Genomic DNA, 24819 nt, shown 5'->3' on the forward strand with positions numbered 1-24819 from the left:
GACGGGTACGGAGAACTGGATCGGGCGGGGGCGGCCCGAACGGTCAGGGGAGATCGGCCGGTTCGTCGCCGGCGGCGGCGAGCAGGGCACGGGTGTAGGGATGGCGGGGCGCCCGCCACAGGTCGGCGACCGGCCCCTCCTCCACCACCTGTCCGTGCCGCAGGACCAGCACCCGGTCGGCGAGGTGCCGGACGACCGCGAGGTCGTGGGAGATGAACAGACACCCGATACCGGTGCGGTCCTGGAGCTCCACCAGCAGGTCCAGGACCTGTGCCTGAACGGTGCGGTCCAGCGCCGAGGTGGGCTCGTCACAGACCAGCAGCTCCGGGCCGGGGGCCAGGGCGCGCGCGATGGCCACCCTCTGCAGCTGACCGCCGGACAGTTCGCGCGGGTACCGCCGGGCCAGCCCCGGGTCGAGCCCGACCTGCTGGAAGAGGGCGGCCACCGCCTCCGGCCGGTCCCGTCGCGGGACGCCGTGCAGGCCCAGCGGGAACGCCACCGCCTCCCCGGCCCGCAGGCCGGGGTTGAGCGAGCCGCCGGGATTCTGCGGAACGAACTGCAGCCGTCCGCGTACCGCACGTGCGCTCCGGCCGCGGAGCCGGTGGGGGTCGTGGCCGGCGAAGCGGACCGAACCGGTGTCGGGGGCGAGCAGCCCCAGCGCCAGTCGGGCGAGGGTGGACTTGCCCGAGCCGGACTCGCCGACCAGGCCGACCGTCTCGCCGCGCCCGACGCCCAGACTGACCCCTCCCAGCGCGAGCCGCCCGCCCGGGTAGCGCTTGGTGACGTCGGCGAGATGAAGCAGGGGGGTGTCCTCGTGGCCGGTCCCCGCGCTGACGCTCATCGGCGTGCCCCCGCCCGGGCCGCGACGAGTTCGGCGGTGAAGGAGTGCGCCGGCCGGGAGAGCACCTGGCCTGCGGGGCCGGACTCGACGATGCGCCCGGCGCGCATCACCGCCACCTGTCCGCCCACCCGCCGGGCCACCGACAGGTCGTGGGTGACCAGCAGTACCGCGATACCGTGCCTGCTGCGCAGACTGCCGAACAGATCCAGGATCTGCGATCGGACCAGCGCGTCGAGCGCGGTGGTCGGCTCATCGGCGATCAGCAGTTCGGGCTCGCAGGCGACCGCGAGAGCGATGGCCGCACGCTGGCGCAGCCCGCCGGAGAGCTCATGCGGAAAGCTGCGCGCGATGCGCTCCGGCTCCGGGATCCCCGCCGTGGTCAGCAGCCCGGGTACGGCGTCCCGGGCCGCGCGGCGGGTGGCGACCACACGGTGCCGGCGCAGGACTTCGGTGATCTGCGGACCGATGCGGCGCAGCGGATCGAGCGAACCGGTGGGATCCTGCGGCACATAGCCGATCCGGCTGCCCCGAACCCGGGAGAACTCCCGCTCGGTCAGCGCGCGCAGATCGGTCCCGCCGAGTCGTATCCGGCCGGTGACCCGGGCGTTCCGGCCGGGCAGCCCGAGTACGGTCCTGGCGAGTGTGGTCTTGCCGCTGCCCGACTCACCGAGCAGCACCAGCGCACCGCCCGGTTCGACGGAGAGCGACACGGCGTCCACGGCGTGCACGGGGGAGTCCCGGCCCGGGTGGTCGACGGACAACTCCTCGACGAGCAGCCCGGGTCGGCCGGTCGCCAGCGGCGCGTGCGGGGTCATCGGACCGCCTCCGCGGCGAGTCCACCCGTGTCGCCGATGCGGCGCCGCAGGGCCTCGCCGAGGGTGTTGAAGACCACCGAGACAATGAGGATGGTGAGCGCGGGAAGGACAGCGACACCGGGGTGGGTCAGCAGGCTGGGACGCAAGTCATCCAGCATCGCTCCCCATTCGGCGGTGGGCGGGGGGACGCCGAGGCCGAGGAAGGAGAGCCCGGCCGCGTACACCACGGACAGCCCGATCAGGGACGAGGCGTAGGCCAGGATCACCGGCGCGACGACCGGCAGGACCTGGCGTACGGCGACGAGCGTGCGGCCGGCTCCGCTGACCCTGGCCGCCTCCAGGTATTCGGCGGTGCGGATCCGCGCCACCTCGGTATGGGCGACCCGGGCCACCGCCGGGTGAGCACCACCGACAGCGAGAGCACGGTCGCGCCGAGGCCCGCCGGCATCAGGGTGGCGATGGTCATCGCCAGCAGGATGCCCGGGAAGGCGTACAGCACGTCGAGCGACCGCAGCAGCGCCTGTTCGGTGACCCGGCCACCGAGCCCGGCGGCGATGCCCAGCGCGGTGCCGGCCGTCGCGGCGATCGCCACCGGGACGAACCCGCCGATCAGGGAGGGGCGGGCGGCCCAGACGAGCCGGCTGAGCACGTCGCGGCCCTGCCCGTCGGTCCCCAGGAGATGGCCGGGGCTGCCGGGGTCGAGCAGGCGCACCCGCAGTGATCCGGCGACCGGGTCGTACGGGGCGATCAGCGGTGCGGCGACGGCCACCAGGAGCAGCAGCGCGGCGAGTGCGGCGGGCAGCAGCAGCCCGGCGTCACGCCGCAGTGCGGCGGCCCGCAGGGCTCGGAAGGGGAGCCGCCCTCGGGCGGAGGTACCGGTACGGAGCACGGTCATCGGGGGCTCCGGACGCGCGGGTCGATCCAGGCGTGAGCGGTGTCGACCAGGATGTTGACGCCGACGAAGGCCACCCCGACCACCAGGACGCCGCCCTGGATGAGGGGCAGGTCGCGTGCGGTGAGGGCGTCGTAGAGCAGATGTCCGAGGCCGGGCCAGGCGAAGAGCGTCTCCACGAAGACCACGCCCTCCAGCAGATAGGCCAGTTGGAGGCCGCCGATGGTGAGCAGCGCGGGGGAGGCGTTGTGCACGCAGTGCCGCAGCACGGCCGTACGGCTCGGCCCGCGGGCCCGCAGGCTGTCGGCGAGATCCCCCGCGAGGACCGAACCGAGCGCGGCCCGGAACACCTTGGCGGTGAGGCCGAGCGGAACCAGGGCGGCCGCCACGGCGGGCAGGATCAGATGGCGCAGCAGGTCCGGCAGGCCGCCGTCGCCGAAGACGTCATGCGTACCGCCGGCCGGCAGCCAGCGCAGCCGCACCGCGAAGACGGCGATCAGCAGCAGCGCCACCGAGTACTGCGGGGCGGAGACCGACACGGTGCTCAGCGCGCCCGACACCCTGCCGAGCGGACCGCGGGGCCGCAGGGCGCCGACGGCACCGAGCACGATTCCGCCGACGAGGACCAGCGTGAACGCCGCAGCCGACAGGATCAGGGTCTGGCCCAGTGCCGGCAGCAGCAGTTGGTCGACGGGGCGCTGGCCGGCGATCGACGTGCCGAGGTCGCCGTGCAGCGCGTGTGTCAGCCAGTCGGCGTACTGCACGGGCAGCGGCCGGTCCAGGCCGAGACGGTCGGTCAGCTCCTGGCGCGCCTGCGGCGGAGCCCCGGGGCCCAGGAACGCGCTGACCGGGTCGCCGGGCACCAGGGCCACGGTGGCGAAGACCACCAGCGTCACACCGACGAGGGTGGGCACCGCGAGCAGCAGCCGCCGGATCAGGAACCGTCTCATGCGGGCACCGGCCGGAGCGGGGCGCCCGGCGGCCGGGCGACGGGGAGACGGGCAGGGGCTGGCATGAGCATGGTCCTTCCAGGGTCGGTCACTCCGGCCGATGGGAAGAAGGTGGCTCAGCCGGCCGGGCGGCAGCCAGCCAGGCGTTCATGCTGTTACCTGTGGTCATAGGATCCGGGGTGCGGATCAGCACGCTGCCCCGCAGCACGGGTCGTGGACCGACCTTGACCCGTACTCGCGTACGGAATTACCCTGCGCGCATGGCTATCCGGCGCACCGACTTCACCTTGGTCGGCATCTGCGGCTCGTGGCACCGCAGGTGCTTCGACGAGACATGTCGCCCCGGCGCCCGGCGCTGACCGCCCAGCCCCTGGCTGCCCGGCAGCGCCCCTCCTCCAGCAGCGGCCAGCCGCCCCTCTGATGATCCGTCAGTGACGTTCCCGGGACCACGGAACCGTCATGGAACAGGGCGGAACCCGCGTCCTATCGCCGCGTCGTCCCGCCAGGGACCGGCTCCGTCACCTCCGAGGGGACCGCACCGCCATGCCGCACGACATCCGCGACCTGACCCGTCGACCAGCCGGCCGGGCCGGACAGCCCGCCCGTACCGTCAACCCGCCACGCCGGTCCGGAGGTTCCCGATGGGAACGCTGACCGAACTCGCCGACCCGTGCTCCGGACGCAACCGGCGGCAGTCCGGGCGGCGGGGCCCGTCCGCCCCGGCCCGGCCGGCCACGACGGACGCGCTGCACATCGAGATCGACAATCCGCTGGACCTCATCGCCGGACACCAACTGCTGGCCGAGCCCGACGCGTTCTCCGCCGGCGGCGGTCCGGTACGCCGCCCCGCCGCCGAACCGGCCTGCTCCTGCGGGCATCCGCTGTGCACCGTGGCCGCGGACCGGGCCTCCGACACCACCCGGGTGTTCCTGGTGGAGCGGCACCCGGTGGCCAGCGCCGGACTGCGCAGCGTCCTGGCCAGCGTGCCGGGGATGACCGTGGTGGGCAGCAGCACCGGTGACCCGCTGCGCGCCGTGGAGGGCGTGCGACGAGTACAGCCCGACGTCATCCTGCTGGGCGGCGGCGCGACACTCGCCGACGACCTCGCCGCCGTGGTCGAACTGCGCGGCGCCGACGGGGCGCCCGACGCGCGGGTGCTGCTGCTGCGCCGGGCGGAGAGCACGGCGGAGGCCAGCCGGATGCTGCTGACCGGGGCGAACGGCTGCTTCCCGCTGGACCTGCCGGAGGACCGCATCATCAGCGCGGTGGCGACCGCCGCCGCGGGCGGCGCGGTCTTCCTGCCCGCCCCGCCGTCGGCCCGGGTGCACCTGGCCAGCCTGGCCGGGCACGCCGCTGAGTCACCGCCGCAGCACTGCGGACTGACGGACCGGGAGCGCGACGTGCTCTCCCAGCTGGCCCGGGGCCTGGGCAATGCCGAGATCGGGCGCGAGCTCGCGCTGGCCGAGGCCACCGTCAAGAAGCACCTGACCCAGGCGATGCGCAAGATCGGCCAGTCCGACCGGCTGCGTGCGGCGCTCTACGCGCACCGGCACGGCCTGGCCGGCTGATCACCTGCCGCCGCTCCGGCACCGGAGCGGCGGCCCTACCCCTGCCGAAGGCGGGCACCCGTGCGGGGTGCCCGCCTTCGGCATGTCCGGGCCCGGCCGGAGCGGGGCGACCTTAGGAGCAGCCGTGGGCTCCGTAGGTCGCCCCGGCCCGCTCCGTTCGGGGCTTCTGGCCACGGGGTGCCGCTCCGTAGCGTTGCCGACGACCGAGACCGCCGCGACCCGCACCCCGGGTCCGCATCCCGGGTCCGTACCCCCCGACCCGCGACGGCCGCACAGCCCGGGGTCCCGGGTCCCGCACGACCCGTCCCCGTAGAACCTGTAGAAGGAGACGCTGATGAGCGATGTGCCCGAGGCAGCCATCGCACGGACCGGACCCCAGGAACCCACTCCACGCGGCGCGGGCGCCGGGACCGTCCCCGGACCGCGCACCGCGGTACTGGGGGAGTCGCGCTCCGCGGACGGCAGCACGCTCCCGGCGGCCGGCGGCCCGTACGACCTCCCCTACCCGGCCCCGTACCGCCCCGCGTACCGGTCGATGCCCGAGGACGAGCGCTCGGCCCTGTGGCGCCAGCGCCTGCACGAGGCCGAGGCCGGCCTCACCTCGTTCCTGGCGGCGCGCGGCGACCATCTCCATCTGACCGACTGGTTCGCGCTGCAGGCCGAACTCTTCGCCGATCTGCCCGATGCGCGGGACACCGACTCGGCAGCCTGGCAACGGGTGTTCTTCCGCGGCCAGGCCCTGATGGAGCGATTCCTCGTCACCCGGTACGGCGAGGAGTCGCTCGCCGGATGGGCCGGTGCCAACGCCGAGGTGCACCGCACGGTCGAGCCCGACCACGGACGGGGCGCCGCCGACCCGATCCACCGCATCGCCCGGCAGGCCGAACTCTACGGTTCCGACTACGAGTTCGACTCCGACGCACCCGAGAGCCCCGACCACGCGGCGCTGACCATCACCCACTGCGCGATCTGGGACTACCGCGAGCGGGCCCGCCGCAGTGGAGTGCGCCTCACACTGGCCTCGCCGTGCACCTACTGCACGGAGGCGCTGTCCGCCAACATCCGGGCCAAGGGCTACCGTCCCTCGCACCGGCTGCGCAGCGGACCCACCGGGCACGGCTGCCGCTGGGAGGCCGACGCCCCGGTCGGCGACGTCACCCTCCCCGTCAACGCGCGGGAGGCGTGATGTGCGGGATCACGGGATGGGTCGACTGGGAGACCGACCTGCGCACCAGGGAACGGACCGTGCGGGCCATGACCGAGACCCTGGCGTGCCGGGGACCGGACGCCGACGGTGTCTGGCTCTCCAAGTACGCCGCACTCGGGCACCGCAGGCTCTCGGTGATCGATCTCGACGGCGGTGTGCAGCCGCTGCGGGACCTCCCCCTTCCGCGCGCCGTCATCAGCTACAACGGCGAGCTCTACAACTACCGCGAGCTGCGCGCCGAACTGCGGGCCCTCGGGCACGAGTTCCGCACCGCGTCGGACACCGAGGTCGTGCTGCGGGCGCACGTGCAGTGGGGTGACCAGGCACCCCGCAGGTTCAACGGCATCTTCGCGTACGCGCTGTGGGACACCCGCCGCGAGGAACTGCTGCTGGTCCGCGACCACCTGGGGATCAAGCCGCTGTACTGGCACGCCCACCGCAGCGGGGTGCTGTTCGGCTCCGAGCCCAAGGCCGTCCTGGCCAACCCGCTTTTCCGGGCCGAACTGGACGCCGAGGGCATCGCCGAACTCTTCGCCCTCCCGGCCGCGCCGACGGCGGGCCACGGACTCTTCCGCGGTCTGCACGAAGTGCGCCCCGGCACCGTGGTGACGGTCGGCAGGTCCGCGACCCGGCAGTCGGCCTACTGGGCGCTGGAGTCACAGCCGCACACCGACGACCCGGCGACCACCCGGGACACGGTCCGCGCGCTCCTCGCCGACAGCGTCGAGCGCCAGCTGCTCAGTGACGTCCCGCTGTGCACCCTGCTGTCGGGAGGCGTGGACTCCAGCGCCATCACCGCGCTGGCCGCTGGCGCCCGCGAACGGGCCGGCCAGGGCAAGGTCACCAGCTTCTCGGTGGACTTCCCCGGCAGCGAGGAACGCACCCCGGACGCCTGGCGCACCACCCTGGACGCCCCGTACGTCCAGGCCGCCGCCGAGCACATCGGCACCCGGCACACCTCCGTCGTGGTCCCCGACGACGACATGCTCGACGCCCGCGACGCCGTCCTGCGCGCCCGGGACCGGCCCGGCTGGGGGGAGATGGACGCCTCGCTGCACCTGCTGTTCCGCGAGGTGCGGCGGCACTCCACGGTGGCGCTCTCCGGCGAGGCCGCCGACGAGATCTTCGGCGGCTACCCCTACTTCCACGACGCGCAGGCGCTCGCCGCCGACACCTTCCCCTGGCTGCACGGCCGCACCACCCCGGCCGCACTGCTGCGCCCCGAGGTCCGCGCCGAGGTACGCCCCGACGAGTACGCCGCCGAGGCGTACCGGCGGTCGCTGGCCGAAGTGCCGCGGCTGGACGGCGAGACCGGACCGGACCGGCGGCTGCGGGAGGTCTTCCATCTCGCGCTGACCCGCTGGCTCCCGCCGCTGCTGGACCGGGTGGACCGGGTGAGCATGTCGGTGGGCCTGGAGGTGCGAGTGCCGTTCTGCGACCACCGGCTGGTGGAGTACCTGTGGAACGTACCGTGGCACCTCAAGTCCCCCGGCGGGCGCTCCAAGGGGCTGCTCCGCGACGCCGTCCGCGATCTGCTGCCACCCCAGGTGACGGACCGCCCGAAGAGCGGCTACCCGTCGACCCCCGCGGTCCGCTACAGCGAGGTGCTCACCGCCCGCGCGCACGAACTGCTGGCCGATCCGCAGGCGCCGGTCTTCGACCTGGTGGACCGGGACGTGGTGCGCCGCGCGCTCGCCGAAGGACGTCCGCTGCCCAGCCCTCGAACGGCTCCCAACCCGATCGGCGGCCTCGACCACCTGATCCAGGTCGACGAATGGCTGCGGGCCTACCGCGTGGGGCTGCGATGAGCCCCACGAGTCCCTCCGCCCGCGCGCAGGCCCCGTCCGGCCGCCCGCGGACCGAACCGGCCCTCGGAGCGGACTCCTTCCGTGCCGCGGCCCGGCACTGGACCACCGGAGTCGGCGTCCTGACCACGCAAAGGGGCGAGGAGGTCTTCGCGAAGACCGTCTCCTCGCTGTGCACGCTGTCCCTCGAACCCCTGCTGGTCAGCGTCGCGGTGGACCGGCGCAGCCCGCTGGTGGACGCCGTCCGCGGCAGCGGCCGGTTCGCCGTGAGCGCGCTGAGCCGGGAACAGGAGCACATCGCCCGGCGGTTCGCCGCCCCGGGCGCAGGCCGCGCCCTCGGCTTCTTCACCACCGCGCCGATGCGGACGGAGATCACCGGCGCACCCGTCCTGGAGCACTGCCTGGCCTGGTTCGACTGCCGGCTGCACAGCGTCCTGCCCGGCGGCGACCACGCGATCCTCGTCGGGCAGGCCGTCGCCGCGGACACCGGTGACGGTGAGCCGCTGCTCTACCACGACGGACGGTACCGCTCCCTCGACCGCCAACCGATCACCCCGACTGGAGTGCACGCATGACCCTGCTGGACACCACCGACACCGGACGGGGCCTGCTCACCGCCGACCGGTACCGGGCCGAGCTCGACGACGGCCGTGAGCTCTATCTCGACGGGAAGCGCATCAGCGACCCGGCCGGCCATCCGGCGTTCAAGCCCGCCGCCGACGAGATAGGCAGGCTGCTCGACCTCCAGCACCATCCCGACCACCAGGACCTGCTCACCTGGCAGGACCCGGCCACCGGGCAGCGCCTGGCCCGCGCCTACCAGCCGCCGCGCACCGTGGAGGAACTGCGCGTGCAGCGGCGCAGTGCCGAGTTCTGGCACGCCGAATCCCTCGGCCAGCACGGGCGCTCGCCCGCCTTCATGGCCTCCATCGCGGTCGGCCTCTACGACTTCCGCCACCAGCTGGAGAAGGCGCGCACCGGATTCGGCACCAACGCCGAGGCCTGGTACCACCACACCTCCCGCAACGACCTGGTGCTCTCGCACGCGCTGGGCGATCCGCAGATCGACCGGTCCGCCGACCCGGTGGACGATCCCGATCTCGCGCTGCGCGTGCTGTCGGAGAACGAGCGGGGCATCGTCGTACGCGGCGCCAAGCAGCTGACCACCCTGGCCCCGCTGGCGCACGAGGTGCTGGTCTACCTGTCGGCGTCGTTCGCCCAGCGCCGCGGTGAACAGTTCGTCGTCTGGTTCGCCCTGCCGCTGAACACACCCGGCCTGGTGACCCTGTGCCGCGAACCCCTCGGCAGCAGCCCGTGGGGACACGCCCATCCGCTCGGCGCCCGCTTCGACGAGCAGGACGCCATGCTGTTCTTCGACGACGTCCTGGTGCCCTGGGACCGGGTGTTCCTGCTGCGCGAGAGCGAACTGGCCAGGACCGGCCTGGGCCGGATCAACGCCTGGAGCGCCTATATCGGGCACGTCCGCTACCGCGAGCGGCTGCGCACCCTGCTGGCCACCGCGACCCTCGTGGCCGAGAGCATCGGTGTGGACGGCTTCCGGAACATCCAGGAGGACCTGGGAACGCTGGCCGGCTACGCCGAACTCACCGAGTACTTCCTGGACGCCGCCGAAGCCCGTGCCACCGTCACCGACAGCGGCCTGCTGGCACCCGGAGACACCGCGGCCAGCCGGGTGTGGTCCGCCGAAGTGGCGGGCAAGGCGGTCGACATCGTGCGCGGCATCGGCGCCTCCGGGCTGCTGATGCAACCGACGGCGAACGATCTGGCCAACCCACGGCTCCGGCCGCACCTCGACCGCTACATGCGCGGGCGCGGTATCGACGCCGAACACAAGTCCCGGCTCTTCCGGCTCGCCTGGGAACTGACCGGTGACGGCTTCGGCCAGCGCCAGGACCTCTACGAGTTCGTCCACCGGGGAGACCTGGCCCGCAACCGCATCAACCTGTACCGGCGCTACGACCAGAGCAGCGTGCGCGAGCGCCTGCGGCGGCTCATCGCCGAACCCACCACTTCCCCGGAGGTCCAGTCGTGACCGCGTCAGCCGTCGAGATCCAGGCCCGGACGCTGTCCGGTTACGCGGACGCCAGCAGGCTCCGGCAAGTCCACGACCGTGACTGGGTGCTCGACCAGGTGCCGGGCGAGCCCGAGGTGCTGCTCGACCTCGGCAGCGGCATCGGCCAGTTGCTGCGCTCCGCCCTCGACCGCCACCCGTCACTGCGGCTCGCGGTCGGCCTGGAACGGTCCGAGCACCGCATCGCCGAGGCGGCCGAACACCTGCGCCCGTACGGTGACCGGGTCGCGCTGCACCAGGCCGATCTGACCGTGCCCGCCCCGCTGGAGTACCGGCCGGACGTGGTCACCATGACGTCGGTGCTGCACTGGCTGTACCCCGACGAGGACCGCATCCTGGCCTGGGTCGGTGACCACCTCGCCCCCGGCGGGCACTTCCTGCTGACGACCTACCATCCGGCACGGGACGAGCACGGCCTCGGCGGCGAGGACGACCTCGTCCGTGACGCCCTGGTGGCCCTCGGCGCCGAACGGGACGCCGTGCCGGCGGTGTTCGCGGCGGGGGAGGCGGGCGGCGCGGTGCTGCCCATCGCCACCCGGACCCGGACGGTCGGGGACCTGGCCGGGCTCCTGGAGCGGTACTTCCGGGTCGAGTCGGTCCTCGACCGCGACGCCGTGGTGCACATCGAGGACGCGGGCCAGTACAGCCACTTCCACGCCGCCACCTTCGGCGACTACTACAGCCGTCTCGTCCCGCCCACGCAACGTGCGGAGTTCTTCCGGGCGGTCGGCGACGCCGCCTGGCGACGGCAGGGTGAACGCGGCTGGGTCAGCAACATGCCCGTACGACTGTGGAAACTCCAGCCACGCGATTGACGCCTAGTCTGGAAGCACCGTCACCGACCCCGCCGGCCGAGGAGTCACCTCCGATGTCCACCCCCCTCCCCAGCCAGGAACTCGGCGCCTTCCTGCGAGCCCACCGCGAACTGCTCCAGCCGTCCGACGTGGGGCTGACCGCCAACTCCCGCCGCCGCACACCGGGGTTGCGGCGCGAGGAGGTCGCGTCGCTGTCCGGAGTGGGACTGGCCTGGTACACCTGGCTGGAGCAGGGCCGGGTGACCGCCTCCCGGCAGGTGCTGGAGGCGGTCGCCCGCGCACTGCGGCTGGATCCGGCGGGGCTGCGGCACGCCATGCGGCTGGCCGGTCACCACGAACCGACCGGTCCGCTGGACCGGAACGGATCCGGGGACCTCGCGTCGACCATGCAGCCGGTGCTGGACTCCTGGCCCACCAGCCCGGCCGTACTGCTGGACCGGCACTTCGACCTGCTCGGATGGAACACCGCGTGGAGCGCGCTGTGGGGAGCTCCGGAGGCGGTGCCCGCCGACCGCCGCAACCTGATGTGGCTGATGGTCGCGGGGCGGCAGCTGCGCACCGTGCTGCACGACTGGGAGCCGCTGGCGATGAACGTCTTCCAACACTTCCGCGCCCAGGCCGGCACCTCTCTGTCCGACCCCCGTACCGGGGAGGTCTACCGGCACCTGGACGAGGACGCCCCACAGTTGCGCCACTGGTGGGGCTGCCACTCGGTGGCGGAGCTGACCACGCGTACCGTCGTCGTCGAACCCTCGGGCATCGGCCGGATCCAGCTGGCGCTGTCGTCCTTCCACCCGGTGGACGACCCCTCGGCACTGGTGCTGCTCTTCACCCCGCGCACCGCCGAGGACCACTCCCGTATGACGGCGCTGACCGAACGCCCGCTGCGTGCGGTCACCGGACTGCCCGAACGACACGCCGGCTGAGACGCAGAAGAAGTGGGGGAAGGGCCGCGGCCCTTCCCCCACTTCGCTGCCCACGTCAGACGCTTTCGGCGGCCTCCTCGACGCCGTCGGACCGTTGACCGGCGGCCTGACCGGTGTCCGCCGGCGTGCGCAGGCCGTGACTGACCGCCAGACCTCCCAGCGCGCTGAGCAGCGCGAGACCCACGCCGATGACCAGCGTGCCGGTCGAGACGTCCCCGAAGGCTCCGACGGCCCAGGCCCCCACGCCCGTTCCGGCGTACATCGTCGAGGTCAGCCATGCGCTGGAGGTGGCGCGCAGCTCCGGTGCGACCGTGCCCGCCAGGGTCTGCTGATCGGTCACGAAGCCGCCGCTGGCCACGAACCAGACCGTCACGCCGACGAGCGCCGCGATCAGGCCGGGACCGCCGGCGGAGAGGGCGACCCCCACGGCGAGCAGCACGCCCCACAGCCCGAGCAGCGGCAGATGGGACCTGCCTGCTGCCCGCGCCCGGTCGCCGAGGCGTCCGGCGGCGAGCGAGCCGGTCACACTGCCCACGCCGACCAGGATCCCGACCAGGCCGAGTTCGGCCACCGTCAGATCGAACCGGTGGACCAGCAGGGCCCCGAGGAAGGTGTACGCCCCGAGGTTGGCCGCGTGGAAAACGGTGTTGACCAGCAGGGCCTTGCGCAGTGCCGGGTCCGTCCAGCCGGCCAGTACGGCCCTGACCGCGCCGATCGCCACTGCCGGGCGCGGGGTCGCGGCGACCTGGCGCAGGAGCAGCGGCAGCGCCGCCGCGGTGCCGATCGCCAGCGCCACGAAGGCCGAACGCCATCCGGCGATCCCGGCCAGCGCACTGCCCAGGGGAACACCGACGACCTGGCCGCAGGAGAACAGCGCCATGCCCAACCCGAGCGCCCGGCCGCGGAAGCGGTCAGGGGCCGTCTCGGCGATGTGCGCCCAGATCGCGGGCCCCGCCGCCGCGGCGGCCAGCCCCGCGACCGCCCGCGAGAGCACGAGCGGGGCCAGTCCGGTCGAGAGCGCGGCAGCGGCGTTGGACACGATGAACAGCGCAGTGCCGGCGAGCAGCGTCTGCCGTCGCCCGATCCGGTCGCTGAGCAGGCCGAGGAACGGCGCGCAGACGGCGTAGACGAGTACGTAGGCGGTGACGCTGGAGGCGGCGGCCGCCTCGCTGACGCCGATGTCGCCCGCGATGGTCGGAAGCAGCGGGGAGACCAGGAACGTCTCGGTCCCGAACAGGAACAGCAGCACGAACACGCCGGCATAGCGCAGCCAGTCGTAGGTCTCGGGCGCGGCGGCCGGCTCAGCGGGTGCGCCGGAAGTGCGGCTCAAGGGAATCACAGCCTTTTCGAGCGGGGATCCGGAGCCAGGTGAACCCGGGCCGGCTCCCGGCGGCGCTCTGCGGCGCGGCGGGGCAGGGACGGGGCGGGACGGCGGGGTGCGGCTCCGGCGGGGTCGGGGCCGTCCGGCCCCACCATCGTGTGCCGCCGCGCAACGGTCAGCCAGACAGGCGATCATCCTGTGACCGCAGCACATAGGCAGCACGCCGATGAGGGGCCACGACCCGTCGGCAGTGACCCCTCAATCCGACTGTGCCGCGGCAGGTGTCGCGCTGGGCGACGACCTTGTCGAGCTTGCCGGTGACCCCGTCGAAGACGAAGCCGCGCACCCGGTCGGTGTGCGTGATGAAGGCGCTGGACCTGATGCGCGCCACGGACTGGCGTACGTCGGTCTCCAGATCGGAGAAGGCCTCGGCCGCCCAGGGCGGCGGTTGCCTTCCTGATCGACCGGATGAGGACGCACCGCCCCGAGGGCGTGAGCGTCAGCAGGGAGTCAGATCAGTGACAACAGAGGGAGCCGGCGATCCGCTGCGGATCGATGTGCTGGCGTCCGTACCGATGGACGACGGGCCCGCGGGGGCCGAGAGTGCCGACGACGACACGACCGGGTGCTGTCCGCATCGTCATCGCCTCTCTCCGGTTCGAACGGCCGGTGGCCTCGTCACCTCATATCGACGCCATCCCGCGGCTATTGCCCGGCGCAATGCCCGCCGGGCGCCCCGCCCCCGGTCTACCGCGAGACCTCGATCACGACCTTGCCCCGGGTGTGGCCCTCCTCCACGGTGCGCAGCGCCTGGCCGGCCTGCTCGAAGGGAAAGGTCCGGGTCACGAACGGGTCGAGGACGCCTTCGGCGACCAACGTCGCGACGGCGTCCAGCACTTCGGTGTTCCGCTTCCTCGCCACCGTCGACCCGCCGAGCTTGACGACGTTCACCTTGTCAGGACCGCTGATCAGCGTCGCGGGGTCCGCCAGCAGCGCGGCCACCTCCTCCAGGGAATCGCCCCCGACCAGGTCGAAGACCGCGTCGACACCATCGGGCGCCGCCGCGCGCACCCGGTCCGCCACACCGGGTCCCGACTCGACGTGCACGACACCGAGGGACTCGACGAACTCCTTCTTCGCCGCGCTCGCGGTGCCGACCACCCGCAGACCCCGGTGCGTGGCGATCTGCGCGGCGGCGCTGCCCACTCCGCCGCCGACACCGTTGATCAGCAGCATCGAGCCGGCCGGCAGATCGAGCTGCTGCACGCCGTCGTACGCGGTGGCCACGGCGACCGGCAGTGTCGCGGCGTCGGCCCAGGTGACCCCGGCGGGCTTGTGCGCGGTGCTCGCCACCGGCAGCAGCGTGTACTCGGCATACCCGCCGGTGAGGGGATTGCCGAACACGGCGTCCCCGACCGCGTACCCCTCGACGCCGTCGCCCACCTGCTCCACCACACCGGACACCTCACCGCCCAGCACCGCGGGCAGTTCCACCGCCGGCGCGTTGGCCTGGACGTATCCCGTCCTGCGCTTCCAGTCGACGGGATTGACCCCGGCCGCCCGTACCGCCACCAGGAGTTGGCCGGCGCCGGGCACCGGCCGCGGCACGTCGGCGAAGGACTCGGTCTCGGGACCGCCGAACCGGGAGAACACATAGGCCTTGGGCATCGGTATCTCACACTTCTGGTCGAGGAGCTGGAGAGGAACGGGAGACGAGCCGGGCAGGACAACCACCTACACGATGCCGCTGGGGCCCTGACCCGGCGGTCGCTCGGGGCGGCGTCGCGCGGTGTCCGGGACCCGGACGAAGGTGAAGAGCGTTCTGCGGCGCACGGTGAAGCCGATCGATTCGTACAGCCGGACGGCACCGGTGTTGGACTCCGCCGCATGCAGGAACGGGGTGTCCCCCCGGTCGCGGATACCGGCTGCGGCATGGCGGATCAGCCGCGTCGCCAGCCCGGACCCGCGATGGTCCGGGTCGGTGCACACGGCGCTGATCTCCGTCCAGCCGGGGATCCGCATCCGCTCCCCGGCCATCGCGACGAGCCTGCCCTCCCGGCGGATCCCGTAGTAGGCACCGAGCTCGATGGTGCGGGGCAGGAACGGGCCCGGCCTGGTGAGCGCGACGAGATCCAGCATCTCCGGAACATCGGCGGGGCTCAACCGCACCGCTTCCGGTTCCGCCTCGGCGCGCAGCGCGGTGTCGACGAGTTGCACCCCGTACCCGGAGTCGACGGTCTCCCAGTCCTCTGGAACGGCCGCGGTTCCCGTGACGGCGATGGTGAGGCCCGGCTCCACCAGCTCGGCCAGGTCCTTCCAGCCGCGTGGATCCTCGGCGTCGGCGAGCGCCACGAACGGCGACACGTCGGGCTGATAGCGGGCGGCGGCCCCGATGATCTCGGCGAGGTGGCGGTGCGGGCCGGTCAGTGCGGCCCACGCGGGGTTGTCCAGGACGTGCGGCGGCGCGGCCGCGTCCTGCCCGGAGTGGTGCGGAGGATGGAGACCTGTGGGCATGGTGGTGGGGACTCTCCGTTCTGGCACGGTGCTGTTTCTGCTGCTGCGGGGCGGTTCGCGGGACGGTGTTCGGCCCGGACTTCAGCCCCGACAGAGGGCGCTGTTGACCCGCAGCAGATCGATGTGCCGTCGCAGGAACGCCGAGGCCCGGCCGTGGCGTCGCCACGCGGCCATCCCCGGACCTGCGTACATACCGCTCACCATCGTCCTTCTGCCCGTGCGGGCCTGGCGTCCGCCGGAGGTGCTCCGGCCGTAAGCTAGGCACGCCGAACAGAGCGTGTCAATGAGACCCCCGCGGCCGGACGGCGCTACCCCGACAACGCGGGTCAGGAGTCCTCGGGTTCCCGGGTGAAGCCGAGTGCGAGTTCGGTCAGCAGTCGTGCGCCGAAGCCGGTGCAGCCGCGGGGACGCCAGGACGAGGCGGTGTCGTTCTGGGCCGTGCCGGCGATGTCGATGTGCGCCCAGGCGCGGCCCGCGACGAACTCCTCGAGGAACAGGGCCGCGTGGATCGCCCCGCCGTTGGGTCCGCCCATGTTCTTGATGTCGGCGACGTCCGAGTCCAGTTCGCCGCGGTAGCGCCGGGCCAGGGGCAGCTGCCAGACGGGCTCGTCCGTGCGCCGGGCCGCTTCCAGCACCTGGTCCACCAGCGGTTGCGCGTTGCCGAACACCGCGGCGATCTGCGGGCCGAGCGCCCGCAGGCTCGCGCCGGTGAGGGTGGCGATGTCGACGATGGCGTCGGTGGGCTCCTCGGTGGCCAGGACCAGGGCGTCGGCCATCACCAGCCGCCCCTCGGCGTCGGTGTTCCGCACCTCGACGGTCGTGCCGCCGCGCAGGGTGAGCACATCGCCGAGCTTGGTCGCGGACCCCGAGGGCATGTTGTCCGTGCACATCAGATAGCCGGTCACGAAGGTGGGGCAGTGCAGTGCGGACAGCACCGACATGGCCGCCAGGATCGCTCCCGCACCGGACATGTCGTTCTTCATCGTGGCGTGCACCGCGTCGGCGGGCTTGAGGCTGATGCCGCCCGAGTCGTACGTGATGCCCTTGCCGACCAGCGCGAGCCGGGGCACCTCGGGGCCGCCGGACGGGGGCCGGTAGGTCAGCTTGATCATGCGGGCCGGTTCCGTGCTGCCCGCGTTGACCCCCAGCAGCCCGCCGCAGCCCAACTCCCGCAGCGCGTCCTGGTCGAAGACCTCGACGTCCAGACCGCTCAGGGCGCCGACGCGCGTCGCGCAGTCGGCCAGCCGGGTGGCGGTGAGCAGGTTCGGCGGGGAGTTGGCCAGATCCCTGGCCAGCAGGGTCGCCTTCGCCAGGAGCCCGCCGCGCTGGGCCCCGCGGTCGGCGGCATCGGTGTCATGCGCGGGCACCACGAGCGTCAGGCCCATGACGGGGACGGTCCCGGTGTCGCTCTTGAGCGGCTCGAAGGTGTAGCGGGCCAGCAGCGCGCCCTCGACCAGCGCCTGCGCCGCGACCAGGCTGTCCACGCCCGCGCCGACCGGGGTGAGCAGCGTCAGCCGCGCGGAGCGCCCGGCGGCCAGGGCGAACGCGGCTGCCGCGTCACGCAGCGAGGCGGGGTCGGCGGCCTGCGGGTCGCCGATGCCGTAGAGCACCACGGGCGTGCCCTGCGTGTGCGCGCACACCAGTGTCTGTCCAACGCGCCCGGTGAAACCGGCCGCCGCTGCGGCCGCCGGGGTCAGTCCCACGTCGGCGGGCAGTTCGCGGCCCTCCGCGACCGGAATCCCCCAGATGTCGTCCGGGCCGGCCCCGGGCCCGGACTCCTGCGCGGCCACGACGTCGATCTCGGGCATGTGGTCGAAGGAGGGAACCGGGTCGGAGGTGTCCGCACGCAAGGACATGGCGGGTCTGCCTTTCACGCCTGCGGTTTCGGCCGCGTGGTCGCGCAGTCCTGATGCGCGGATGCCACTGTGCGCACAGGGCGCGCGGCCCCGCTCCCGGCAACACGCCGCATTGGGCCGAACGGCCGACCCAGGGACCGCCGGACCGAGGGAACCGGTCCCGTGGACCGTACGGCGCCGGCCGCCGTCGTCACCGCGTGCCGGGCTCCGGCTCCAGCAGGGTGGCCAGCCCGTCGAGGATGCGTTCCAGTCCGAAGGCGAAACGGGCTTCCATGTCGGGCTCCGACAGATCCGCGGCGAGGGCCACCAGATGGGGGAACCGGTCGGCGGGGAGCTGCTGGAGATGCTCGCGGGCGGCGTTGACGACCTCGGTCCGGGTGGCCTGCCCGACGGCCTCGGCGGCCGAGAGGGGGGACTGCTCCTGGAGCACGAAACCCGCCACGTAGTTGCCGAGCAGGTAGCTGGTCAGAGCGGCATCGGCAGCGGGGAATCCGGCCTCCCGGAGCCGGTCCAGCTGGTCCTCCAGGATGACGAGGAGGCTCGGGCCGAGGTTGAAGCGCCCGGCGACGACCCGGGCGGCGTCGCGCTTGCCGAGCAGGTGCCGGCGGTGCAGATGGCAGTACGCGCGCAACTGCTCGCGCCAGTCGCCCACCCGCGGCGGGGGCACGGCGTCGGCCACCAGGGCGTCGGCCAGCAGGTCCAGCAGCTGCTCCTTGTTGCGGACGTGCCAGTAGAGCGAGGGCGCCTGCACCCCGAGTTCGGCCGCCACCCTGCGCATGGACAGGGCGTCGAGGCCGTCCCGCTCCAGCACCAGCAGGGCCGCTCCCACCAGCGCTTCCTGGGTCAGCGGCGGCTGCTGGCCGGGCGCCTTCGCGCGGTCTGTCCTCATCGGTCGCCTCCTCCGTGTCCGCCGGTGCCGCGGATATCCACTTGTCATCTAACACCGTTAGGGGCAATCTAACGGTGTTAGAGATCGACTAACACTGTTAGGGGACCCCATGGCGGAGCTCAGCTCCCGACGCAAGTACCTGGTGCTCGCCACCCTGTGCGCCACGATGTTCATGGCCATGCTCGACAACGTAGTGGTGAACACCGCTCTGCCCCGGATCGGACAGGAACTCCATGCCGGGGTGAGCGGCCTGCAATGGGTCGTGGAGGGCTACAGCCTCGTCTTCGCCGCCCTGCTGCTCACCGGTGGCACCCTCGGCGACCGCTACGGGCGGCGGCGGATATACCTCGCCGGCCTCGCCCTGTTCACCGCCGGCTCGGCGTTCGCCGCGCTCTCCGGCACCACTGGACTGCTCATCGCGGCGCGCATGACACAGGGACTGGGCGCCGCGCTGCTCACCCCGGGCAGCCTCTCGATCCTGCGGCACACCTTCGAGGACGAGCGGGAACGCATCCGCGCCATCGGCCTGTGGTCCGGCATCTCCGCCATCGGTCTCGCCCTGGGGCCGGTCATCGGCGGCCCGATGGTCGACGCCTTCGGCTGGGCCAGCGTCTTCTGGATCAACGTCCCCATCGGCGGGGCCGCACTGCTCCTGGGCAGCCGCGTACTGCCCGAGTACTTCACCCGCACCGCGCGGCTCGACCTGCCGGGACAGCTGCTTGCCGCCGTCGGACTGGGCGGACTCGTCTACGCCCTCGTCGAGGGTCCCAGCCGCGGCTGGACCGACCCGGTCACGCTGGGCGCCGCCGCGGCCGGGGCGGGGGCACTGCTGCTGTTCGGCGTCGTGGAACTGCGGGCCGCTGAACCCATGATGGATCTGCGGTTCTTCGCGGACCGGGTGCTGGCCGGGGCGGCGCTGGCCGCGTTCACGGTCAGCTTCGGCATGTTCGGCGTCATGTTCTTCCTGCCGCTGTACCTGCAGAACGTGCTGGGCTGGGCGCCCACCGGCTCAGGGGTGGCGGCGCTGCCGTGCACCGCCATGATCATGATCGCGTCGCCGCTGTCCGGCAGGTTCGCCATGCGCTACGGGGTCCGGCCACCCCTCGTCGCCGGTCTGACGCTGTGTGCGGTGGCCCTCGCGGGGCTCTCCCTGTACGGATCCGGCGCCCGGTACCCGCAGTACCTTTGGGTGCTGCCGCTGATGGGCTTCGGCATGGGCTTGAGCTTCGCCCCCGCCTCCATCGCGGTACTGCGCCGCGTCGCGCCGTCCGCGGCGGGCATGGCCTCCGCGGCGCTCAACACCGTCCGCGAACTCGGCGGTGTCGTCGGGGTGGCCGTCCTGGGCGCGGTGCTGACCAGCCGGCTGGCCTCCGGCCTGACCCACCGTCTGGAGTCCGCCGGCACCCCGCCGCAGGTACGTCACGACATCGTCGCCTCGGTCACGGGTGACGGCGCGGGCGGACTCGTCCGCGGCTCGGGCTTGCCCCCGGCACTGCACCGCACGATGGACGCGTCCTTCGTGGACGCCCTCCATCTCGCGGTCCGCTGCGGCGCGGTGGTCATGGCCGTCACCGCCGTGGCCGTCTTCCTCCTGCTGCGCTCCCGGCCGGAACCGGTGTCCCCGGTGTCCGGACCGGTGCTGGAGCAGTCCGGGGCCGCCCTCGGCGCGTAGGAAGTCGCCGACAGCGACCATGGTCGTGGTGCCCCCGCCCCCTCGGGGGGCACTACGCCGGGCGCACCGGGAGGTAGCTGAGGATGACCATCCCGGTGCTGTGCACCTCGGTGCTGTTCAGGGTGAACCTGGTCTGCAGCGCGTCGCGGTACAGCAGTTGCTCGGAGGTGGCCTTGCCGGACAGGACGGGGTGGAGCCACACCCGGAACTCGTCGAGCAGCCCGTTCTCCAGCAGCAACCGGGTCACGGAGCCGAAGCCGTACTGCAGGATGTTCCCGCCCGGCTCCTCCTTGAGCTTCCGCACCTCGGCGACCACATCACCACTGATCACGCTGGTGTTCTCCCAGCTGGGGTCCCTTAGCGTGGACGACACGACGTGCTTCCGGATGCCGTTCATCCGGTCGGCGAACTCATCGGCTCCCGCGCGCGAGGACCACGCCGGGGCGAACCCGTCGTAGGTCTTCCGCCCCATGATCAGCGCGTCGCTGCCGAAGAGCTGGGCCTGGGCGGCCTTGGTGGCTTCGTCGCCGAAGAAGTCGAAGTGCCAGTCCTGCATGTTCGACATGTCGCCGTCGAGGGTCACATAGGTGGCGTTGATGATCTTTCGCATGGTGGTACTTCCTCCGTTGTCGCCCCGTGCGGTGCGTCTCATGGGGTAGACGCCGGCGAAGATCCGAACTCATCGCCACCTCAAGGAAAATCTCGGCACCCGGCGCGGACCGATGACTACGGTGAGCGTGTGACGAACGCCTGGAGCACCACCGACGCCGGCGTTCTCCGGCTGCCCTCCGGGCGACTGGTGCGCGGCCGTGCCCTGCGCCGGCCGCTGCCGGCCGGACCGGTACCCGACTTCGCGGTCCATCTGCTCGGCAAGCGGCCGCCCGAGGTGCCGTGGGAAGCGCGCTGGCTGCGCTGGCCGGACTTCCGGCTGCCCGGCGACGACGCGGAGGCCCGGTCCGTCCTCGCCGAGGCGCTGGCCCGGGCCGGCGGCGAACGCGTCGAACTCGCCTGCGGCGGCGGCCGTGGACGCACCGGAACGGCCCTGGCGTGCCTCGCCGTCCTCGACGGAGTCCCACCCGGCGAGGCCGTCGCGTACGTCCGCCGCCACTACGACGCCCACGCCGTGGAAACGCCCTGGCAACGCCGCTATGTGCGCCGCTTCGCTCCCTGACGCCGTTGAGGGCACTGCCCCGGAGTCGGTTCCGCCCGCGCCCTCACGCCCGACGGTCCCGTCGACGCCCTCCCGCGGCGGGCGGGCCGATGCGTTCGGCGGTCATTCCGCGTCCTCTTTCGTCTGCGCCGAAGGTGGTCGGGGATCGGGGGCCGACGCGGTCGCGTGGCAGGCGCCGCGGCCGTCGGCGCGGGCCGTGATCCGGCTCGCCCGGATGCGGACGGCGACCTCGGTTCCGTCACTGACGGCGGGCACGCCGGCCGCCGCGGCGAGGGCGCCCGACTCGTCGAAGACCACCTGGAGGCGCGGCCAGGCCGACGGCGGGAACGCCTGGCGCAGACAGCCGCAGAGGTCCGCGACGGCCAGCCGCGCCAGCGGTGCCAGTTCGTCGGGGTCCCCGGTGACCAGGACGGCCGTGACCGTCGCTCCGGGCGGCGCCGCCCGTACCGCCTCCTCCACCGCCTCGAGCCGGTGCAGCCCCAGGATCGCGACCACGCCGTCGTCCGTGAGCCGGGCGGGTCCGCCGTGCACCGCGTCGAGCGTGGGCGGCGGGGACCACGGCTCGTCGGTCGGCCACGCCTGGGTGATCACGTGCGGCGGCGGCCACCAGCCGTTGAGGTCGAGGCCCGCCAGTTGCGCGCAGGCACTGACGACGTTGAACGGTTCGACGAATCCGGGCGCGGCCGCGGCCATCTGGCCGGCGCCGTGCAGGGTCGTCAGCACGGCTTCCGCGACCCGCACCAGACTGCCGTCCGGCGCTCCGGGCGGCCGGAGGCCCTCCAGCGCCAGCCCGAGCAGCAGCGCGTCCAGCTTCATCAGCTGGGCGAACGGCCGCCGGATGCGCTCCTCGGCGAGGATCTCGGGCATCACGTACATCCCGAGCCGGGCCGGGCCGTGCGGCTCGTCGGTGTCCGCGAGCGGGAGGCGTGCGACCCAGGCGCGGGCGAGCGTGCCGAGCGCCTCGGGGGCGGTGTGCCCGGGCTCGGGGTGCGGCGGTCCGGGGGTGCGCTCGGCGAGGGCCGCCAGGACCGAGAAGTACAGCGCGCGTTTACTGGGGAAGTTGGAGTAGACGGCGCCACGGGTCAGACCGGCGCGCCCGGCGATCCGGTCCACCTTGGCGTCCCGGAAACCGTGCTCGGCGAACTCGTCCCGGGCCGCGGTCAGTACCTTGGCGCGGTTGCGCTCCTGCAGCTCCACCCTGCTGGGCCGGCCCATCGCCCTCACTCTTGCCTTCGCGCTTCCGCGTTGCGTCCGTCGCGGCTCAAGATACCTTGACCATTCAAATGGTGGCGTCATATGGTCGCAGCATTCGAGTGGCCGTCCCGACTCCCGAGTCCTTGCCTCCAGGGCCGTTCGACCGGCACAACCGTTTGAGGAGACACTTCCGCGTGGCACGCATCGGTGACGGCGGTGACCTGCTGAAATGTACGTTCTGCGGGAAGAGCCAGAAGCAGGTCGGCAAGCTCATCGCGGGACCGGCCGACATCTGCATCTGCGACGAGTGCGTCGAGCTCTGCAATGAACTCATCGTGGAGGAGACCGGCGGGCCCCCCGAGGCCGGCTCGCTCGAACTTCCGACACCGCGCGAGATCCACGCCTTCCTCGACGGCTACGTCATCGGGCAGGAGAGCGCCAAGAAGGTGCTGTCGGTGGCGGTCTACAACCACTACAAGCGGGTCCGTCCGCAGACCGGCGGGAGCGGGCAGCGCGGTGCGAAGGGCGAGACCGTCGAACTCGGCAAGTCCAACATCCTGCTGATGGGCCCGACCGGCTGCGGCAAGACGTACCTCGTCCAGACGCTGGCCCGGATGCTCGACGTCCCGTTCGCGATCGCGGACGCCACCGCCCTCACCGAGGCCGGCTACGTCGGGGAGGACGTCGAGAACATCCTGCTCAAGCTGATCCAGGCCGCCGACCACGACGTCCGGAAGGCCGAGCGCGGCATCATCTACATCGATGAGATCGACAAGATCGCCCGAAAGAGCGACGGGCCGTCGATCACCCGGGACGTCTCCGGCGAGGGCGTTCAGCAGGCGCTGCTGAAGCTGCTGGAGGGCACCACCGCGAGCGTGCCGCCGCAGGGTGGCCGCAAGCAGCCGCGCCAGGAGTTCATCGCGTTCGACACGAGCAATGTGCTGTTCATTGTCGGTGGCGCGTTCGCCGGGCTGGAGCGGATCATCGAGCAGCGCGCCAGCCGTTCGGGCATCGGCTTCGGCGCCGAGGTGCGCAGCACGGAGGAGCGGCGGAAGCGGAACGAGGACGCCTTCGCCGACGTCATGCCCGCGGACCTGGTGCAGTTCGGGCTCATCCCGGAGATCGTCGGCCGGCTGCCCATGGTGTCGACCGTCCAGCCGCTGGACGTGGCGGCGCTGACCCGGATCCTGACCGAGCCCCGCAACGCGCTCATCAAGCAGTACCAGAAGCTCTTCGAGCTCGACGGCGTCGAGCTGGAGTTCACCGAGGACGCCGTCGCCGCCGTCGCGGAGCAGGCCCTGCTGCGCCGCACCGGCGCCCGGGCGGCCCGCACGATCCTCGAAGAGGTCCTGCTCAACGTGATGTACGAGGTGCCGAGCCGGAGCGACGTGGCCCGCGTCGTCGTCGACCGCGACACGGTGCTCGACAACGTCAACCCGACCCTGATCCCGCGCGACCGCCCCGGCCCCGCCCCGGAACCCGGCGAACGCACCGCCTGAGCCCGCCCGCGCTCCGGGCCCGGGGGAGCGCGGCTGACTACGCTGGGGGCGGTGTTCACCTCCGAAGGACCCACGCTCCGCGAACTGACCGTGCAGGCGCTCTCGTCGATCGAGCGCGGCTACGACCTGCTGGCGCCGAAGTTCGACCACACCCCCTTCCGCACACCCGAGCCCTTCCTGGACGCGGTGACCGGCGCACTGCGCCCGCTCGGGCCGTTCGGGACGGGGCTCGACGTCTGCTGCGGTACGGGCGCCGGGGTCGGGGTACTGCGGGAACTGTGCGAGGAGCGGGTCACCGGGGTCGACTTCAGCGCCGGGATGCTGGCCGCCGCCGGGCAGGCCGTCCCGGTGGAGGGCAAGCCCGCGGTGGACTGGGTACGGGCGGATGTGCGGGCGCTGCCGTTCACAGCGGTGTTCGATCTGGCCGTGAGTTTCGGCGCGTTCGGACACTTCCTGCCCGCCGAGCGGCCGGGTCTGTTCGCCGAGGTGCACCGCTCGTTGCGGCCCGGCGGGGTGTTCGCCTTCCCCCTCGGCGCTCCGCTGCCGGTCCGTTCCCCGCTGTACTGGGCGCTGTACGGATTCGACGCGGTCATGCGGGTGCGCAACGCGCTGTGGCGTCCGCCGTTCGTCATGTACTACCGGACCTTCCCGCTGCGGGGAGTGCGGGACGATCTGGTCGGGGCCGGGTTCACCGTGGAACTGTTCCCGCTGGAGGAGTTCGGCCGCCGCCCGGACGGCAGCCCGCACTGCCGGCTGGTGGTGGCCCGGCGTACCTGAGGGACCGCCTCAATT

General features: G+C 72.8%; 24 protein-coding genes. 11 read left to right on the plus strand and 13 right to left on the minus strand.

The annotated features are described in order from the left end of the window. Positions 1 to 43: 43 nt before the first annotated feature. Genes G3I60_RS44915 through G3I60_RS00140 form a run of 5 tightly spaced genes read right to left on the minus strand, consistent with a single transcriptional unit; the run spans position 44 to position 3498 of the window. Complete coding sequence (locus G3I60_RS44915; RefSeq protein WP_239069437.1) at positions 44 to 841, minus strand: ABC transporter ATP-binding protein; 798 nt, start codon at positions 839 to 841, stop codon at positions 44 to 46. Next, positions 838 to 1656, minus strand: a complete 819-nt coding sequence (locus tag G3I60_RS44920; protein WP_239069438.1) for an ABC transporter ATP-binding protein — start codon at positions 1654 to 1656, stop codon at positions 838 to 840. The genes G3I60_RS44915 and G3I60_RS44920 overlap by 4 nt, the downstream gene beginning before the upstream one ends. Continuing rightward, positions 1653 to 2024, minus strand: coding sequence for an ABC transporter permease subunit (locus G3I60_RS00130; RefSeq protein WP_164292741.1), 372 nt, complete (start codon positions 2022 to 2024; stop codon positions 1653 to 1655). Before G3I60_RS00130 ends, G3I60_RS44920 begins: the two co-directional genes overlap by 4 nt. Next, positions 1919 to 2551, minus strand: a complete 633-nt coding sequence (locus G3I60_RS00135) for an ABC transporter permease (RefSeq protein WP_164292740.1) — start codon at positions 2549 to 2551, stop codon at positions 1919 to 1921. The genes G3I60_RS00130 and G3I60_RS00135 overlap by 106 nt, the downstream gene beginning before the upstream one ends. After that, a complete protein-coding gene (locus G3I60_RS00140; RefSeq protein ID WP_164292739.1) occupies positions 2548 to 3498 on the minus strand; it encodes an ABC transporter permease in 951 nt (316 codons plus the stop codon). The genes G3I60_RS00135 and G3I60_RS00140 overlap by 4 nt, the downstream gene beginning before the upstream one ends. 641 nt (positions 3499 to 4139) lie before the next feature. Between G3I60_RS00140 and G3I60_RS00145 the strand changes: the two genes are divergently transcribed. The 7 genes from G3I60_RS00145 (at position 4140) to G3I60_RS00175 (ending at position 11911) form a co-directional block, all read left to right on the plus strand. After that, positions 4140 to 5066: a response regulator transcription factor gene (locus G3I60_RS00145; protein WP_164292738.1), complete on the plus strand. Its 927-nt coding sequence runs from the start codon at positions 4140 to 4142 to the stop codon at positions 5064 to 5066. A 334-nt stretch (positions 5067 to 5400) separates the two neighbouring features. Continuing rightward, the gene (locus G3I60_RS00150; RefSeq protein ID WP_164292737.1) at positions 5401 to 6252 is read left to right on the plus strand and encodes a hypothetical protein; all 852 of its coding nucleotides are present in this window, start codon (positions 5401 to 5403) and stop codon (positions 6250 to 6252) included. Further along, positions 6252 to 8081, plus strand: a complete 1830-nt coding sequence (gene asnB, locus G3I60_RS00155; RefSeq protein ID WP_164292736.1) for an asparagine synthase (glutamine-hydrolyzing) — start codon at positions 6252 to 6254, stop codon at positions 8079 to 8081. Before G3I60_RS00150 ends, asnB begins: the two co-directional genes overlap by 1 nt. Continuing rightward, complete coding sequence (locus G3I60_RS00160; protein WP_164292735.1) at positions 8078 to 8653, plus strand: flavin reductase family protein; 576 nt, start codon at positions 8078 to 8080, stop codon at positions 8651 to 8653. The genes asnB and G3I60_RS00160 overlap by 4 nt, the downstream gene beginning before the upstream one ends. Beyond that, positions 8650 to 10131 (plus strand): 4-hydroxyphenylacetate 3-hydroxylase family protein, encoded by a 1482-nt coding sequence (locus G3I60_RS00165; protein ID WP_164292734.1) that lies wholly within the window; start codon positions 8650 to 8652, stop codon positions 10129 to 10131. The genes G3I60_RS00160 and G3I60_RS00165 overlap by 4 nt, the downstream gene beginning before the upstream one ends. Further along, a complete protein-coding gene (locus G3I60_RS00170; RefSeq protein ID WP_164292733.1) occupies positions 10128 to 10985 on the plus strand; it encodes a class I SAM-dependent methyltransferase in 858 nt (285 codons plus the stop codon). The genes G3I60_RS00165 and G3I60_RS00170 overlap by 4 nt, the downstream gene beginning before the upstream one ends. A gap of 53 nt (positions 10986 to 11038) precedes the next feature. Continuing rightward, positions 11039 to 11911, plus strand: a complete 873-nt coding sequence (locus G3I60_RS00175; RefSeq protein WP_164292732.1) for a helix-turn-helix transcriptional regulator — start codon at positions 11039 to 11041, stop codon at positions 11909 to 11911. Positions 11912 to 11966: 55 nt separating this feature from the next. Here the strand turns inward: G3I60_RS00175 and G3I60_RS00180 are convergent, their stop codons facing one another. From G3I60_RS00180 to G3I60_RS00205, 6 genes are all read right to left on the minus strand, one after another. Next, complete coding sequence (locus G3I60_RS00180) at positions 11967 to 13241, minus strand: MFS transporter (RefSeq protein WP_164292731.1); 1275 nt, start codon at positions 13239 to 13241, stop codon at positions 11967 to 11969. Between the two features lie 166 nt (positions 13242 to 13407). After that, positions 13408 to 13623, minus strand: a complete 216-nt coding sequence (locus G3I60_RS46655) for a hypothetical protein (RefSeq protein WP_203671800.1) — start codon at positions 13621 to 13623, stop codon at positions 13408 to 13410. A gap of 356 nt (positions 13624 to 13979) precedes the next feature. After that, on the minus strand, positions 13980 to 14900 hold the full coding sequence (locus G3I60_RS00190; protein WP_164292730.1) for an NADP-dependent oxidoreductase: 921 nt from the start codon (positions 14898 to 14900) through the stop codon (positions 13980 to 13982). Between the two features lie 66 nt (positions 14901 to 14966). Continuing rightward, positions 14967 to 15746, minus strand: coding sequence for a GNAT family N-acetyltransferase (locus G3I60_RS00195; protein ID WP_164292729.1), 780 nt, complete (start codon positions 15744 to 15746; stop codon positions 14967 to 14969). A gap of 326 nt (positions 15747 to 16072) precedes the next feature. After that, positions 16073 to 17602, minus strand: coding sequence for a leucyl aminopeptidase (locus tag G3I60_RS00200; RefSeq protein WP_164292728.1), 1530 nt, complete (start codon positions 17600 to 17602; stop codon positions 16073 to 16075). A 190-nt stretch (positions 17603 to 17792) separates the two neighbouring features. Further along, a complete protein-coding gene (locus tag G3I60_RS00205; protein WP_164292727.1) occupies positions 17793 to 18491 on the minus strand; it encodes a TetR/AcrR family transcriptional regulator in 699 nt (232 codons plus the stop codon). 109 nt (positions 18492 to 18600) lie between these two features. Here G3I60_RS00205 and G3I60_RS00210 point away from each other — a divergent pair, with 109 nt between their 5' ends. Next, complete coding sequence (locus G3I60_RS00210; RefSeq protein ID WP_164606408.1) at positions 18601 to 20163, plus strand: MFS transporter; 1563 nt, start codon at positions 18601 to 18603, stop codon at positions 20161 to 20163. Between the two features lie 52 nt (positions 20164 to 20215). Here the strand turns inward: G3I60_RS00210 and G3I60_RS00215 are convergent, their stop codons facing one another. Next, positions 20216 to 20773 (minus strand): dihydrofolate reductase family protein, encoded by a 558-nt coding sequence (locus G3I60_RS00215; protein WP_164292725.1) that lies wholly within the window; start codon positions 20771 to 20773, stop codon positions 20216 to 20218. Between the two features lie 129 nt (positions 20774 to 20902). Here G3I60_RS00215 and G3I60_RS00220 point away from each other — a divergent pair, with 129 nt between their 5' ends. Next, positions 20903 to 21334: a protein phosphatase gene (locus tag G3I60_RS00220; protein ID WP_138359097.1), complete on the plus strand. Its 432-nt coding sequence runs from the start codon at positions 20903 to 20905 to the stop codon at positions 21332 to 21334. A gap of 102 nt (positions 21335 to 21436) precedes the next feature. On the opposite strand, the gene G3I60_RS00225 is transcribed toward G3I60_RS00220, so the two are convergent. Beyond that, complete coding sequence (locus G3I60_RS00225; protein WP_164292724.1) at positions 21437 to 22549, minus strand: TetR/AcrR family transcriptional regulator; 1113 nt, start codon at positions 22547 to 22549, stop codon at positions 21437 to 21439. A gap of 173 nt (positions 22550 to 22722) precedes the next feature. Here G3I60_RS00225 and clpX point away from each other — a divergent pair, with 173 nt between their 5' ends. Together clpX and G3I60_RS00235 are read left to right on the plus strand one after the other, a co-directional pair. Further along, positions 22723 to 24027 (plus strand): ATP-dependent Clp protease ATP-binding subunit ClpX, encoded by a 1305-nt coding sequence (gene clpX, locus G3I60_RS00230; RefSeq protein WP_164292723.1) that lies wholly within the window; start codon positions 22723 to 22725, stop codon positions 24025 to 24027. Positions 24028 to 24078: 51 nt separating this feature from the next. After that, positions 24079 to 24804 (plus strand): class I SAM-dependent methyltransferase, encoded by a 726-nt coding sequence (locus G3I60_RS00235; protein ID WP_164292722.1) that lies wholly within the window; start codon positions 24079 to 24081, stop codon positions 24802 to 24804. The last annotated feature ends 15 nt before the right edge of the window (positions 24805 to 24819 follow it).

Origin of the sequence: Streptomyces sp. SID13666, from assembly GCF_010548325.1 — a bacterium.
GTDB classification, from domain to species: domain Bacteria; phylum Actinomycetota; class Actinomycetes; order Streptomycetales; family Streptomycetaceae; genus Actinacidiphila; species Actinacidiphila fildesensis.

Coding starts and splice junctions, on each gene's coding strand:
- G3I60_RS00205 (WP_164292727.1), bottom strand. CDS start 18,491: ATGAGGACAGACCGCGCGAAGGCGCCCGGCCAGCAGCCGCCGCTGACC.
- G3I60_RS00145 (WP_164292738.1), top strand. CDS start 4,140: ATGGGAACGCTGACCGAACTCGCCGACCCGTGCTCCGGACGCAACCGG.
- G3I60_RS00225 (WP_164292724.1), bottom strand. CDS start 22,549: ATGGGCCGGCCCAGCAGGGTGGAGCTGCAGGAGCGCAACCGCGCCAAG.
- G3I60_RS00195 (WP_164292729.1), bottom strand. CDS start 15,746: ATGCCCACAGGTCTCCATCCTCCGCACCACTCCGGGCAGGACGCGGCC.
- G3I60_RS44920 (WP_239069438.1), bottom strand. CDS start 1,656: ATGACCCCGCACGCGCCGCTGGCGACCGGCCGACCCGGGCTGCTCGTC.
- G3I60_RS00210 (WP_164606408.1), top strand. CDS start 18,601: ATGGCGGAGCTCAGCTCCCGACGCAAGTACCTGGTGCTCGCCACCCTG.
- G3I60_RS00150 (WP_164292737.1), top strand. CDS start 5,401: ATGAGCGATGTGCCCGAGGCAGCCATCGCACGGACCGGACCCCAGGAA.
- G3I60_RS00190 (WP_164292730.1), bottom strand. CDS start 14,900: ATGCCCAAGGCCTATGTGTTCTCCCGGTTCGGCGGTCCCGAGACCGAG.
- G3I60_RS00175 (WP_164292732.1), top strand. CDS start 11,039: ATGTCCACCCCCCTCCCCAGCCAGGAACTCGGCGCCTTCCTGCGAGCC.
- G3I60_RS00165 (WP_164292734.1), top strand. CDS start 8,650: ATGACCCTGCTGGACACCACCGACACCGGACGGGGCCTGCTCACCGCC.
- G3I60_RS00215 (WP_164292725.1), bottom strand. CDS start 20,773: ATGCGAAAGATCATCAACGCCACCTATGTGACCCTCGACGGCGACATG.
- asnB (WP_164292736.1), top strand. CDS start 6,252: ATGTGCGGGATCACGGGATGGGTCGACTGGGAGACCGACCTGCGCACC.
- G3I60_RS00140 (WP_164292739.1), bottom strand. CDS start 3,498: ATGAGACGGTTCCTGATCCGGCGGCTGCTGCTCGCGGTGCCCACCCTC.
- G3I60_RS44915 (WP_239069437.1), bottom strand. CDS start 841: ATGAGCGTCAGCGCGGGGACCGGCCACGAGGACACCCCCCTGCTTCAT.
- G3I60_RS00200 (WP_164292728.1), bottom strand. CDS start 17,602: ATGTCCTTGCGTGCGGACACCTCCGACCCGGTTCCCTCCTTCGACCAC.
- G3I60_RS00135 (WP_164292740.1), bottom strand. CDS start 2,551: ATGACCGTGCTCCGTACCGGTACCTCCGCCCGAGGGCGGCTCCCCTTC.
- G3I60_RS00160 (WP_164292735.1), top strand. CDS start 8,078: ATGAGCCCCACGAGTCCCTCCGCCCGCGCGCAGGCCCCGTCCGGCCGC.